This window comes from Pseudomonas sp. A-B-19 (assembly GCF_019947515.1).
Classification (GTDB): Bacteria; Pseudomonadota; Gammaproteobacteria; order Pseudomonadales; family Pseudomonadaceae; genus Aquipseudomonas.
The window spans coordinates 21,387-34,247 of the sequence record NZ_JAGYGN010000001.1 but is presented as its reverse complement, the minus strand read 5'-3'; the positions used below and the strand labels follow the sequence as shown (position 1 = coordinate 34,247).

Sequence of the window (12,861 nt, the reverse complement as noted above, 5' to 3'; positions counted from 1 at the left end):
GCCTCCTCACCACTAGTCAGCTGCTAAGATGCCGGGTCTTTCCAAAGATCCGGCATCATGCTTTCTCTTCCAGACAACTGGCTTGCTAAAGCCCCCCTCGAACTCCTCCACCTCGACTGGCTCGCCCACTCCGGTATCGAAGTGGCAATCCTGCGTCTGGACCAGATCGACCCGCTGATCAGCGGCAACAAATGGTTCAAGCTCATCGAACACCTGAAGACCGCCGACCGCGTTGGCGCCGAAGGCATCATCAGCCTGGGTGGCGCGCACTCCAATCACCTCCACGCGTTGGCCGCTGCGGGCAAGCGTTTCGGTTTCGCAACGGTCGGCTTACTGCGCGGGCACCCTCAGCAAACGCCTACGGTGAAAGACTTGCAGGCGTTTGGCATGCAACTGCACTGGCTCGGTTATGGCGGTTATCGGGCGCGGTATGAAGCGGGCTTTTGGGAGCCATGGCAGGCGCAGTATCCCGATTTGTTTCCGGTGCCGGAGGGCGGCGGTGGTTTGCAGGGGGCAAAGGGCTGCATGCAGTTGAAAGCACTGGCCTGCCAACAGCTGAATGCCTTGGGCTGGAGCGACTACGACGCCTGGTGGCTGGCCTGCGGGACCGGCACGACCCTGGCTGGCCTGGTACTGGCCGAAGCGGGGGAGCACCCGGTCTACGGTGCGCTGGCGGTACCAGGCGATCATGGGGTGGCGCAGCAGGTCGAGCGGATCGTGCAGCAAGCGGGTCTGATCGATGCCGTGTATGAACTGATCGATGCCAGCCGCGGTGGCTTTGCCAGGGTCGATCCGCTGCTGATCGACTTCATCGAAAAGACTGAACGGGCCAGCGGCATTCCCCTTGAGCCGTTGTACACCGGTAAGGCATTGCTGGCGCTCAAGCAGCAAGTCGAAGCGGGCAAGTTCGCTCGAGGATCGCGGCTGATCTTCGTCCATACCGGCGGCTTGCAGGGACAAAGGGGGTTCAATTCACAAACCTGAAAGTCACCGAAAACCAATGCGGGAGCAAGCTCGCTCCCACATTGGGGGTTGCCGTCAAGTTCAGGTGTCGCGGTTCACGCCTTTGGGCATCATCCGCAACAAGGTGTTATCGCCCACCACATAATGGTGATACAGCGCCGCCACGGCATGCAGGCCAATCAGCCAATAGCCGATCGTAGCGCCGAGCTCGTGCCAGCCCTGGAGTTGTTTGGCCAGGTCCTTGTTTTCCGCTATCGGCATCGGCAGATCGACACCGTAGAACATCACCTGATTGCCTTTGGCGCTGGTGACCAGCCACCCGAGAATCGGTGTGAAGATCATGAAAATGTACAACGCCCAGTGCATCAGCCTGGCCAGTGTCGTTTGCCAGTGTGGCGAGGCCGGGAAGATCTCCGGGGCCCGGCCGAGACTGCGCGCCAACAATCGCACCCAGACCAGAACGAAAACGGTCAGGCCGAGCATGAAGTGTAATTCAACCATCAGCGTGCGCCCGCCACTGCCCTTGGGAAAGATCCCGCGAAACTCGATACAGGCGTAAACCAGCGCCAGCAGGACCAGCATCAACCAATGCAGCGCGATCGATACGGTGCTGTAGCGCGATTCGGAGTTTTTCCACGGCATACGGTGTTCCTCAGAGGTCCGGTTTAAAGCCACCGTTCATGTCCGACGGTGAGCGTTAACTGTAATCCTGTTTCACCGGATTTGTCTGTGGCGATCAGTCGCGGGACGCTCTGGTTCGGGTAACAGACAGAAAAACACATTCCCCTGTAGGAGCGAGCTTGCTCCGGGCGGCGTTCCGACGATGGTCTCAAGAATGCCGCGGTTACCCAGTGGGTATGCGTCATCGTTGGCGACCATCGCGAGCAAGCTCGCTCCTACAGGGGGGGGAGTTGCGTTTTTTAGCTCGACTGCGGCATTTCGCCGTTGGCCAGGCGCTGGTTGATGTCGGCGATCACCTCCGGCAGATCGGTGATGGTGTCGATCATGTAGTGCGGGCGCGAACCTTCGAACATGGCGTGGATGCGCTTGCGCTCGCTGTCCAGATGGTCGCTGCCCAGCGCGCGATAACCTTCGTAGTCCAGACCCAGGGCGTTGCCCGAGCAGATCAGCGCCACGGTCCACATGCCGGCGCGGCGGCCTTCGAGAATGCCCGGCACTGTGTCATCGATCTTTACGCACGCGGCGACATCGTCAATGCCCAGGGCGATGACGTTGGCCAGTGCCTGGGCGGGCCATGGGCGGCCGTTCGGGACTTCGTCGGTGGCGACCACGTGATCGGCGACGTAGCCGTTGGTGGCGGCCAGTTCGACCACTTTGTCCATGACCTGTTTCGGGTAGCCGGAGCAGGAGCCGATCCTGATCCCTTGCTGGCGCAGGTTGGCAATGGTCTCCAGCGCCCCCGGAATCAGCGCCGAGTGTTCGGCGATTTTTTCGATTTGCAGCGGCATGAAGCGTTGGTAAATCGCAGTGACGTCATCGTCGCTCGGCGTGCGGCCGAACACTTTGCGATAACGCTCGGCAACTTCCGGCAGATTGCACAGGGTGCGGATGTGGTCCCACTTGCCCATGCCCATCGGACCACGGGCTTCTTCGATGGACACCTGGACGTCGAATTCGGCGAACGCCTCGACGAAAATCTGCGTCGGGGCGAAGGAGCCGAAGTCGACCACGGTGCCGGCCCAGTCGAGGATGGCGGCTTGTAGTTTGGTTGGATTGGTGTAGTTCATGGTGATCTGAGTCCTGTAATAACTGGCTATTGGAGAGCAGCTTTTACTGTGGGAGCGAGCTTGCTCGCGATGACGGTCTTCTATTCAACCTATGTGCTGACTGACCGGGCCCCATCGCGAGCAAGCTCGCTCCCACAGGGGAAGGTGGTGTTGTTTAGATTTCCAGCACTTCCATCTCGCGCAGCACTTCGCCAATCGCGGCCACCGCTTCGCGCATTTGCGCCGGGTTGACATGGCCAATGCAGCCGACGCGGAAGGTTTCGACCTGGGTCAGTTTGCCGGGGTAGAGGATGTAACCCTTGGCCTTGACCCGTTCGTAGAACTCTTTGAACTGGTAGCGAGGATCTTTCGGGGCATGAAAGGTGGCGATGATCGGCGCCTGAATGGCCGCCGGCAGGAAGCTGCGCAGCCCCAGTTTGCCCATCTCTTCCATCAACGCCTGGCAGTTGGCGGCGTAGCGTTCGTGTCGAGCCGGCAAGCCACCTTCCTCGTTGTATTGCAGCAGGGCTTCGTGCAGCGCCGCGACTACATGGGTCGGCGGGGTGAAGCGCCACTGGCCGGTCTTGGCCATGTAGGCGTGCTGGTCCTGCAGGTCCATGGCCAGCGAATGCGAATGACCGGTGGCGTTGGCCAGGGACTCTTTGCGAGCGAAGACAAAACCCATGCCCGGAACACCTTCCAGGCATTTGCCCGAGGCAGCGATCAGTGCGTCGAACGGCACTTGCTGCGCATCCACCGGCAGGGCACCGAAGGAGCTCATGGCGTCGACGATCAGGCGCTTGCCGTGTTCTGCGACGACCTGGGCGATCTGCGGCAGCGGATTGAGGATGCCGGTGCTGGTTTCGCAGTGAATCAGGGCGACGTGGGTGATGCCGCTGTCGGCGCGCAGCAAGCGGTCGACATCGGCGGCAGTGGTCGGCTCGTCTTCGGCGGTTTCGAAGGTGCTGAAGGAGCGGCCCAGCACTTCGCAGATTTTCGCCAGGCGTTTGCCGTAGGCACCATTGATCAGCACCAGCACCTTGCCATCCCGAGGCACCAGCGTGCCGATCGCCGCTTCGACCGCGAAAGTGCCGCTGCCTTGCAAAGGCACGCAGTGGTGGGTGGCGGCGCCGTTGATGATGGCCAACAGTTGCTCGCAGAGGCTGGCGGTCAGTTGATTGAAGCGGTCATCCCATGAACCCCAGTCGATCATCATCGCCTGACGGGTGCGGGGCGACGTGGTCAACGGGCCGGGGGTGAGCAGGATGGGTTCGGCAGTACTCATTCTCGTGTCCTCGCAATCGATGGGATGAAGCCTCGGTGCCTAAATTGCAATTTGCCGTGTTATCAATCAAATTGTTTGTTGTTATGCCAGCCATCAGTGAGAGTTATTCATGAACCTGTTTCAGCTGCGCGCCTTCGATGCCGTAGCGCGTGAAGGCAGCTTTACCCGGGCGGCGGCGCGGCTGTTCATCAGCCAGCCGGCGGTTACCGGGCACATCAAGGCCCTGGAGGAGCACTACCAGATCACCCTGTTGCGCCGCACCGCCCGGCGAGTGGAGCTGACGGAGGAGGGCACCAAACTGGCGGCCATCACCCGGGCGATGTTCGGCCTGGCCGAAGAGGCGCAGGTGATGCTCGAAGCCAACCGGCAACTGTTGACCGGGCGTCTGGAGGTGGCGGCGGACGGCCCGCACATGGTCATGCCGATGCTTGCCAGCCTGCGCGCGCGCTATCCGGGGATCACCGTGAACCTGCGCCTGGGCAACGCCCAGGAAACCCTGGCGGCGCTGCTGTCCGAACATGCCGACGTGGCGGTGTTGACCGAAGTCGAGCCGCGCAAGGGCTTGCATCTGCAGGCGCTGAACGAATCACGGATTTGCGCGCTGGTGCCCGCCGGGCATCCTTGGGCGCAGAAGACCAAAGGCGTGCAGCTCAGGGAGCTGGATCAGGTGATCATGGTGCTGCGCGAACCGGATTCGATTACCCGGCGCACCTTCGACGAGGCTTGCGCCCAGGCCAGGGTCAGTCCGCGGGTGTTGCTGGAACTGGACAGCCGCGAAGCGGTAACCGAGGCGGTGGCCGCCGAACTGGGGGTGGGGGTGGTGTCGTCGGTGGAAGTCAGCCACGACCCGCGAGTGGCGGCGGTGCCGATCATTGGCGAGGGGTTGGTGAATCGGCACATGATCGGGTGCATGGAGCGGCGCCGGGATTTGCGGTTGATACAGGCGTTTTTCGGTTTGGCGCCAGGCAGGTAGACCGAGTCGCCTGCATCGCGAGCAAGCTCGCTCCCACAGTGTTTTGCGTCGTGCACAAAACGTGTGTCCACCCTTGATCTCTGTGGGAGCGAGCTTGCTCCGGGCGGCGATCCGACGATGGCGTCGGACCTGCCTACACAAGACTTTCGCGAACCATCTCAAGAAACGTCGCCACCACCCGCCGTGAACTCTGCTCGCGCAGGCAAACCAGCGTTTCAGTCAACCGTCGTTTGCAATCGGTAATCGGCAGTGCACAAACCCTGGAGTCCGCGCCAAACTCGGCGGCCGATACCACGCCCACCCCGATCCCGACCACTACCGCTTCGCGCGCTGCCTCCCGACCTTCGACCTGAATCGCCGGGCGAATGCGCAAGCCGGCGCGTTGCATTTCTTCTTCCAGGGTCTGCCGGGTCACCGAACCGATTTCCCGCAACACCAGTGGCGTGTCGTCGAGATCCGCGAGGGTGATGGATTCGCGATCGGCCCAAGGGTGATTGCGCGACACAAACGCGACCATCGGGTCGTTACGCAGGGCCAGGCAGATCAGGCGTTCATCGCTGACGTCACGGCCCAGCAACGCCAGGTCGGCCTGATAGTTGAACAGTCGAAACAGCGACTCATCGGTGTTACCGGTTTCGATCTTTACGCTGATCCCGGGGTAGCGTTCGCAGAAGCGGGCAATCTGCGGCAGCACATGCACCGGTGCATCCACCGCCAGAATCAGGCTGCCGGTCTGCAAGGCCTGGGACTCCTGCAACAGCTCCTGGGCTTCGGCCTCAATCACAAAAAGCCGCTGGGTAACGCTCAGCAGGCGCTCGCCCAGATCGGTCAGGCGCACTGAGCGTTTGTTGCGGTGAAACAGCAAGACGCCGTAGCGCTCCTCGAGTTTGCGCACCTGGTCGGAAATCGCCGGCTGCGTCAGAAAAAGCCGCTCGGCGGCCTTGGTAAAGCTTCCATGGAGCGCCACGGCATGGAAGGCTTTGAGCTGGGCGTGGGACACCGACATGGAAATCTCCAGTAACAAGCTGAGCTTATTTGTGAAATACGATAAATCGATTTCACTTATTAATCAGTAATTGTTTTTATCCAGCTCAGCCCCGCTGACGGGTCGGTCGAACAGCAGCGGGTGCCATGAGCCTGGGCGTGCAAAAAAAACAGGACTCATCTGACCGGTATCCGCCGTAGGGACAGGGCGATATCGCAGTGCTCAACAATAAAAAAACAGGCGTTTTCTTCCAATTCTGCCGGCACACTCACACCCTGAGGTCAGAACCACAATGAACAAGCATATCGGCACCATCAAGCGTTGGCGCATGCAGATCTTCGCGATCACCTGGCTGGCCTACGCCGCGTTCTACTTCACCCGCAAAGCCTTCTCGGTGGCCAAGCTCGGCATCGCCGAAGACCCGACCTTCATGCTCGACAAAATGGCCATGGCCAACCTCGACGCCATCTACCTGACGGCCTACGCCGTCGGTCAGTTCACCTGGGGCATCCTCGCAGACCGCTTCGGGCCGCGAGTGGTGGTGCTGGGCGGGTTGCTGATTTCCGCCTGTGCGGCGCTGGTGATGGGCAACTTTGCAACCTTACCGATTTTCGCTACCTGCATGCTGATCCAGGGCCTGGCGCAGTCCACCGGTTGGTCGGGGTTGTGCAAGAACCTCGGCAGCTTCTTTCCCTCGGAGCAACGCGGGCGGGTACTGGGCCTGTGGAGTTCCTGCTACGCCTTTGGCGGTCTCGTGGCGTCGCCGTTTGCCGGTTGGTGGGCGTATACGCTCATCGGCACCTGGCATGCGGCGTTTGTTTCCAGTGCGGCGGTGGTTGGGCTGGTCGCCGTGCTGTTTTTTATTTTCCAACGCAACAAACCGGAAGACGTCGGCTTGCCGGCGGTAGAGCCGGAACCTGAGCTGAGCGCCGAACAAGCCGAGGCGCAAAGCAAAATCAGCATGTGGGAGCCGTTGAAGGAAATCTTGCGCAACCGCACGGTGCTGGTGCTCGGGCTGGCGTACTTCATGCTCAAGCCGGCGCGCTACGCGATTCTGCTGTGGGGACCGGTGATCGTCTTCGAACAGATGCCTTCGGTGGGTAAGGTCGGCGCAGCAATCATTCCGACCTCGTTCGAGCTGGCCGGATTGCTCGGGCCGATTCTGATTGGCCTGGCCTCGGACAAACTGTTCGGTGCCCGACGCATGCCGGCCTGCGTGATCAGTCTGTTGGCGCTAACGGTGTCCCTGGCGTTTTTCATGGGCGCCCTGCATACCGGTAGCGTGCTGCTGGTGGTGGCGCTGCTGTTCGTCATGGGCCTGACCCTCTATGGGCCGGACTCGATGATCAGCGGCGCGGCGGCCATCGACTTCGGCACCGCCAAGGCCGGCGCCACCGCCGCCGGTTTCGTCAACGGCTGTGGCTCGGTCGGGGCGATTCTCGGTGGCCTGCTGCCAGGCTACTTCGACACCGTTACCGTGTTCATTGTCTTCGCCGGCTGCGCCATGTTTTCGGCGCTGGTGCTGATCCCGCACTGGAACAGCCGCCCGGGCGGCCTGAAAACCAACTACCCGTTCGTGCCCAATCGGGCGATGAACATCAAACCCCTGCGCACCTGAATCCTGTCCCTCGTCGCCTGCTGCGTCTGCGGCAGGCTGGCGTGTGGGCCATTGACTGGAGATTGCCCATGAGACCCTTTTGGCTGGACCAGGCCTTGAAGGCTGATGCATCCGAAACCTGTCCGCCACTGCAAGGCGACAGCCGAGCCGACGTGTGCATCGTCGGCGGCGGTTATACCGGGTTGTGGACCGCGATCATGCTCAAGGAACAGAACCCCGAGCTGGACGTGTTGCTGATCGAAGCGGATATCTGCGGTGCCGGTGCCAGTGGGCGTAACGGTGGCTGTGCACTGTCGTGGTCGGCCAAATATTTCACCCTTGAGCGTTTGTTTGGCGTCGAAGAGGCGGTGCGACTGGTCAAGGAGTCCGAGCGCAGCATCCATGCCATTGGCGCCTTCTGCCAACAGTATGCGGTGGACGCCGATTACCGCCTCGACGGTACGCTCTACACCGCCACCAACCGTGCCCAATGCGGCTCGACCGATGCGGTCATCGCCGCATTGGAGCGCCAGGGCATCAACTCGTTCACCCAGCGGCCGGTAGCCGATGTGCAGCGCATGGCCGGTTCCAGCAAGCACCTGGAGGGTTGGTTTTCCCCGGCCGCGGCCAGTGTGCAGCCAGGTAAACTGGTGCGTGGCTTGCGCCGGGTCGCTCTGCAATTGGGGGTGAGAATTCATGAAAACACTGCGATGACCGGGCTGGAAGAGGGCAAGCCGGTGGGCATTCAAACGCCTGACGGCACCATTCGCGCCGATCGCGTGGTACTGGCGATGAACGCCTGGATGGCCCGGGCATTTCCGCAGTTCGAACGCAGCGTGGCGATCGTTTCCAGCGACATGCTGATCACCGAGCCACGCCCGGATTTGCTCGACGAAATCGGCTTGACCAGCGGCGTCACAGTGCTCGATTCACGGATTTTCGTGCACTACTACCACAACACCCCGGACGGCCGGATCATGCTTGGCAAGGGTGGCAATACCTTCGCTTATGGCGGGCGCATGCTGCCGGTGTTCGATCAACCTTCGCCTTACGCCGGTTTGTTGCAGAACAGCCTGGCGGATTTTTTCCCGGCGTTTGCCGACGTCAAGGTCGAAGCGACCTGGAATGGTCCGTCGGACCGTTCGGTGACCGGGCTGCCGTTTTTCGGGCAGATGAGTGCCAGTGGCAATGTGTTCTACGGTTTTGGCTACTCCGGCAGCGGTGTCGGGCCCTGCCATATGGGCGGGCAGATTCTGGCGTCGATGGTCCTGGGCCTGGACAACCCCTGGACCCGTTCGCCACTGGTCAACGGACCGCTGGGTTTTTTCCCGCCGGAGCCGATTCGCTACATCGGCTCACTGATGGTGCGCAACGCCATCCGCCGCAAGGAGCGCGCGGAGGATCACGGGCGTCGGCCGCGGCATCTGGACGTGCGTCTGGCGAAGTTCGCCGCAGCGGCCGGCAAGGCTGACAAGGGCTGAGTGTCAGGGCGCAAGGTCCGAGCGGCTGAGCAGCCAGTCGAACAGCAGGCGGGTATCGCCACGGGGTTCACGCGGGCGAGGACCGCGAGGTTGTGGCCGAGGGCCCATGGCCGTACAGAGCACCGGGCGATCCGGGTCACTGTCGAGGAAAATCACCAGTACCTCGCTGCCGGCCAGGGGCAGGCGGGACGGATCGATCCAGTCCTCGGCGGTGGTCAGCGCCAGTGGCAGCCACAGGCCATCGGACGCCTCTGCGACTGATTGGGTGACGGGCCAGAGTTTCACCTGAACCCGGCCATCTTCGTCCACTGTCGCCGGTTGCCCGATCGGGCCGCACACCTGGCCGGGTTGATACCCGGGGATGCTCGGCCTGGGTTGTTTGAGCGCTGGCCTGAACACCGTCGACCAGGGGATGGCACTGAATTGATTGCAGTAGCCCGGGGCGATGTCCGGTGAGTCGTCGAACAGAATCGATGAATGACGCCCCTGATGGCGGATCTCGGTGACCAGCCATTGATCATTGAAATTCGCCAGCGGATGCTCGGCCACCTGAACGATCCGGCCGCTGCGTAATGCACCCTGGTTACTTTGGCCGTGGATCTGCACGTGGCGGCATCGCAGGCGTTCCAGTTGTCGACGGCTGAGCTGATCGCGATGTTGTTGTTGTTCGCGGGCAGGAAAGTGTCTCGTCGTGGCGAACGGGTGATTGGCTGCGCCGTCGCTGGTGTCCGCTGTACCAGGGTTGCCGGCACCCGGGCGTACGGGGGAGAGCGTGGTGTCATGGCGCTGGAACAGTTCGCTGATCACCGGTTCCCGATGTTCGTCGAGGGCGTCACGGCGCATCCGCATGAGCAGCGGCTCCTGGGGGAAACTCAGACTGTCATCGGCCAGCACCAGCACATGGCCGTCGCGTTGATGCTCGAAGTGGTAGTGGATGCCTTCTTCCTCGCACAGTCGTTGCAGCAACGCCAGGTCGGTTTCATCGTACTGAATGCAAAAAGGTCGCAGGGGATAGTGCCCGGTTGCCAGTTCAAAGCGATAGCTGCCGGCGGGCAGCCCATGTTCCTCGAGCAATTGGCGCAGGATCATGGGCACACTGGCACGCTGGAAAACCCGTCGGCGTCGTTGCTGCTCCAGCACTTGGACGCGGGACACCAGCACCAGCCTGTAAGCGACCCGGTGCCCGCTTCGATGTTCACAACTGGCGCTGTGCAGCACACCATGAATGCCCTGGTCGTGGCCAAGTTCGAGGAACGCCGGTTGCTGCAGCAATCGTTCGAGGCTCAGGGCCGGTGCCAGCCCGATAACCTCGATATCGAATCGATAGGGTTGATTGAGTGCTTCATGACCGCTGAACCGGATCACCTGGAAACGCAGGTCATCGTCCAGAAGCGTCAGGGTGGGGGGGCTTTCCTTGTCGTTGTGCATCGAACACGCTGCTGCTGTGGAATAGGGTGCAAAGCCTACGAAACCTCAGCGCATTGCGGGCACGTTAAAGCGACATTTCCGAATCGCCCTACAACCGCTGGTGAATATGTCGATGCAAGTCGGGATTTTTTGGTCGATTGCCAACTTTAGGCCGTATAAACTTGCGCAAAGCGTCGGCCAATAGATGTCTCGGCGCCACAGATGCCACAGATAAGAGAGTGAGAAATGGGCGCACAGTGGAAGGTTAAACACAAAGAAGCAGCAGCCAATGCCAAGGGCAAGATCTTCGGCAAACTGGTGAAAGAAATCACCATTGCTGCGCGTAACGGCGCTGATGTTGCTACCAACGCGCACTTGCGCCTGGTGGTTGAACAGGCCAAGAAAGCTTCGATGCCCAAGGAAACACTGGATCGCGCCATCAAGAAGGGCGCGGGCTTGTTGGGCGAGACCGTGCAATACCATCGCGTGACTTATGAAGGGTTCGCCCCGCATCAGGTGCCGTTGATCGTTGAATGCGTGACCGACAACATCAACCGCACCGTGGCCGAGATCCGCGTGGCGTTCCGCAAGGGCCAGTTGGGCGCTTCCGGCTCCGTGGCCTGGGACTTCAACCATGTCGGCATGATCGAAGCGTCGCCGGACACCCCGGACGCCGATCCGGAAATGGCCGCCATCGAAGCCGGTGCACAGGATTTCGAGCCGGGTGAAGAGGGTGCAACCCTGTTCATTACCGAACCGACCGACCTCGACGCAGTACAGAAAGCCCTGCCGGAACAAGGCTTCACCGTGCTATCGGCCAAACTGGGCTACCAGCCGAAAAACCCGGTCAGCGGCCTGAGCGATGAGCAGATGGCGGAAGTCGAAGCGTTCCTCGAAGGCCTCGATAACCATGATGACGTGCAGGATATGTTTGTCGGGTTGGCGGGTTGATCGAACTGGCCTTGATCTGACCTGTGGCGAGGGGGCTTGCCTGTGGCGAGGGAGCTTGCTCCCGCTCGGCTGCGAAGCAGACGCAGTTCCTTGGGGCAGCTTCGCGACCCAGCGGGAGCAAGCTCCCTCGCCACAGGGTTTTGTACTGGCTGCTAGTTTATTGAATTAAACGCAGCTAACGTCTGAACAACTTCATCAAACCCCGGCCGCTCCAGCACCTGCGGCTGACAGCAGCGCCGCTCCAGATCCTCCAGCACCCCACGCAGTTCATCGCTCAACCCCGAATCAACCCGCGCCAGCAACTCCCCCAGCAATACCCCGAACGCCCGCACCTCGATCCGCTGCAAGGCACGGCTTTCAAGGCTGTCGGAAATCCCGTGGAACGACGCCGCGCCAAAGTCTCCCAGCAAGCAATCACCCTGCTCATTCCACAGAATATTGTGCCCGTAAAGGTCGCCGTGGGTGATGCCATGACCGTGCAGGTGCTCGGCCACCGAGGCAATGCCCGAGGCAATGCGCAGCGCCACCGCGGCACTGAAACGCAAATCGTCGGGGTAAATGTCGCGGCTGCACGACGCCAGACTCGGCAGCGCGGCGAGGTTGCGAAAGCTCGGTGCGATCAGTTGCATCACCAGCCCGGCGGTTTGCTGCGGGTGATCGACAATCCGCCCTTCGACGCGGATCAGATTCGGGTGCACACCAGCGGTGATGCAGGCGTTCATCTCGTGCAATGGCGAACCGTCGCTGGTCATTTCGCCTTTGTAGAGCTTCACCGCAACGGCCATGGGTGGCTGCCCGGCGGGTTGCCAGGCGGCCTGATGAATCACCCCGGACGCCCCTTCGCCGAGTTTCTTCTCCAGACGCAGCGCCGACCAGTCAATGCGCGAAGTGGCGTCGAGGGCCGCGGCATCGGCTTCGGTTTCCAGCGGGTTACCGGCATAGGCCAGCCAGGTCAGGCTCGGCAGCTCCAGCAGCCATTGCGGCAACCTGGTCAACCGGTTGGCGGCGATGCGGATCAGTTCCAGCCGATGACACTGACGCAATGACTCCGGCAGCGCTTGCAATCGATTGCCGGCGAGCATGAGCTTTTGCAGGAACGGGCGCTGTCCCAGTTCGGTCGGCAAGGTTTCGATGCAGTTGTCGGTCAGGATCAACCAGCGCAGCAGCGGTGGGAGCGCCGCTGCGGGCACGTGGGCGATGCGGTTGGCCTTGAAGCCGATCATCGTCAGTGCGGTGCATTGGCCCAGGCAGGCCGGCAACTCGGTAAAGCGGTTATCGGAACAGAACAGCACGCGCAAACGGGTCAGGCGATGCAAGTCCTCCGGCAGGGCGCTCAAGGCATTGCCGCTGAGATTGAGCACTTCCAGCGAGTCCGCCAGATCGAAGATCTCCCGAGGGAATTCGGTCAGGCCGTCGACCAGATCCAGCCGCGTGATGCCTGACAACTCGCCGGCACGCAATTGAGCAAGGGTATGCATGAACAGATTCGCCA

At 61.5% G+C, this 12,861-nt stretch carries 11 protein-coding genes; 5 read left to right on the top strand and 6 right to left on the bottom strand.

Annotated features, from left to right (window positions below):
• Nucleotides 1-57 precede the first annotated feature (57 nt).
• On the top strand, nt 58-984 hold the full coding sequence (locus KGA81_RS00150) for a 1-aminocyclopropane-1-carboxylate deaminase/D-cysteine desulfhydrase (RefSeq protein WP_223544061.1): 927 nt from the start codon (nt 58-60) through the stop codon (nt 982-984).
• Between the two features lie 60 nt (nt 985-1,044).
• Here KGA81_RS00150 and KGA81_RS00145 read toward each other — a convergent pair whose 3' ends face one another.
• The 3 genes from KGA81_RS00145 to KGA81_RS00135 form a co-directional block, all read right to left on the bottom strand.
• The gene (locus KGA81_RS00145; RefSeq protein ID WP_223544060.1) at nt 1,045-1,605 is read right to left on the bottom strand and encodes a cytochrome b; all 561 of its coding nucleotides are present in this window, start codon (nt 1,603-1,605) and stop codon (nt 1,045-1,047) included.
• Between the two features lie 278 nt (nt 1,606-1,883).
• Nucleotides 1,884-2,711 carry a phosphonoacetaldehyde hydrolase gene (gene phnX / locus KGA81_RS00140; RefSeq protein WP_223544059.1) on the bottom strand — a complete coding sequence of 276 codons (828 nt, stop codon included), beginning with the start codon at nt 2,709-2,711 and terminating at the stop codon, nt 1,884-1,886.
• A gap of 154 nt (nt 2,712-2,865) precedes the next feature.
• A complete protein-coding gene (locus tag KGA81_RS00135) occupies nt 2,866-3,975 on the bottom strand; it encodes a 2-aminoethylphosphonate--pyruvate transaminase (protein WP_223544058.1) in 1,110 nt (369 codons plus the stop codon).
• A gap of 109 nt (nt 3,976-4,084) precedes the next feature.
• On the opposite strand from KGA81_RS00135, the gene KGA81_RS00130 reads away from it, so the two are divergent.
• Complete coding sequence (locus KGA81_RS00130; protein WP_223544057.1) at nt 4,085-4,948, top strand: LysR substrate-binding domain-containing protein; 864 nt, start codon at nt 4,085-4,087, stop codon at nt 4,946-4,948.
• Between the two features lie 133 nt (nt 4,949-5,081).
• Here the strand turns inward: KGA81_RS00130 and KGA81_RS00125 are convergent, their stop codons facing one another.
• A complete protein-coding gene (locus KGA81_RS00125; RefSeq protein WP_223544056.1) occupies nt 5,082-5,954 on the bottom strand; it encodes a LysR family transcriptional regulator in 873 nt (290 codons plus the stop codon).
• Nucleotides 5,955-6,225: 271 nt separating this feature from the next.
• Here KGA81_RS00125 and KGA81_RS00120 point away from each other — a divergent pair, with 271 nt between their 5' ends.
• A complete protein-coding gene (locus KGA81_RS00120; protein ID WP_223544055.1) occupies nt 6,226-7,551 on the top strand; it encodes an MFS transporter in 1,326 nt (441 codons plus the stop codon).
• A 62-nt stretch (nt 7,552-7,613) separates the two neighbouring features.
• Nucleotides 7,614-9,011: an FAD-dependent oxidoreductase gene (locus tag KGA81_RS00115; RefSeq protein WP_223544054.1), complete on the top strand. Its 1,398-nt coding sequence runs from the start codon at nt 7,614-7,616 to the stop codon at nt 9,009-9,011.
• Between the two features lie 3 nt (nt 9,012-9,014).
• On the opposite strand, the gene KGA81_RS00110 is transcribed toward KGA81_RS00115, so the two are convergent.
• Nucleotides 9,015-10,439 (bottom strand): type VI secretion system Vgr family protein, encoded by a 1,425-nt coding sequence (locus KGA81_RS00110; protein ID WP_223544053.1) that lies wholly within the window; start codon nt 10,437-10,439, stop codon nt 9,015-9,017.
• A 225-nt stretch (nt 10,440-10,664) separates the two neighbouring features.
• On the opposite strand from KGA81_RS00110, the gene KGA81_RS00105 reads away from it, so the two are divergent.
• Entirely contained in the window at nt 10,665-11,369 is a 705-nt protein-coding gene (locus tag KGA81_RS00105) for a YebC/PmpR family DNA-binding transcriptional regulator (RefSeq protein ID WP_223544052.1), read from the top strand.
• A 152-nt stretch (nt 11,370-11,521) separates the two neighbouring features.
• On the opposite strand, the gene KGA81_RS00100 is transcribed toward KGA81_RS00105, so the two are convergent.
• Entirely contained in the window at nt 11,522-12,847 is a 1,326-nt protein-coding gene (locus KGA81_RS00100) for a leucine-rich repeat-containing protein kinase family protein (RefSeq protein ID WP_223544051.1), read from the bottom strand.
• Nucleotides 12,848-12,861 lie beyond the last annotated feature (14 nt).

Excerpts from the sequence above, each read along its gene's own strand:
- KGA81_RS00135 (WP_223544058.1), bottom strand. The coding sequence starts at position 3,975 with ATGAGTACTGCCGAACCCATCCTGCTCACCCCCGGCCCGTTGACCACG.
- KGA81_RS00120 (WP_223544055.1), top strand. The coding sequence starts at position 6,226 with ATGAACAAGCATATCGGCACCATCAAGCGTTGGCGCATGCAGATCTTC.
- KGA81_RS00110 (WP_223544053.1), bottom strand. The coding sequence starts at position 10,439 with ATGCACAACGACAAGGAAAGCCCCCCCACCCTGACGCTTCTGGACGAT.
- KGA81_RS00130 (WP_223544057.1), top strand. The coding sequence starts at position 4,085 with ATGAACCTGTTTCAGCTGCGCGCCTTCGATGCCGTAGCGCGTGAAGGC.
- KGA81_RS00105 (WP_223544052.1), top strand. The coding sequence starts at position 10,665 with ATGGGCGCACAGTGGAAGGTTAAACACAAAGAAGCAGCAGCCAATGCC.
- KGA81_RS00145 (WP_223544060.1), bottom strand. The coding sequence starts at position 1,605 with ATGCCGTGGAAAAACTCCGAATCGCGCTACAGCACCGTATCGATCGCG.
- KGA81_RS00100 (WP_223544051.1), bottom strand. The coding sequence starts at position 12,847 with ATGCATACCCTTGCTCAATTGCGTGCCGGCGAGTTGTCAGGCATCACG.
- KGA81_RS00125 (WP_223544056.1), bottom strand. The coding sequence starts at position 5,954 with ATGTCGGTGTCCCACGCCCAGCTCAAAGCCTTCCATGCCGTGGCGCTC.
- phnX (WP_223544059.1), bottom strand. The coding sequence starts at position 2,711 with ATGAACTACACCAATCCAACCAAACTACAAGCCGCCATCCTCGACTGG.
- KGA81_RS00150 (WP_223544061.1), top strand. The coding sequence starts at position 58 with ATGCTTTCTCTTCCAGACAACTGGCTTGCTAAAGCCCCCCTCGAACTC.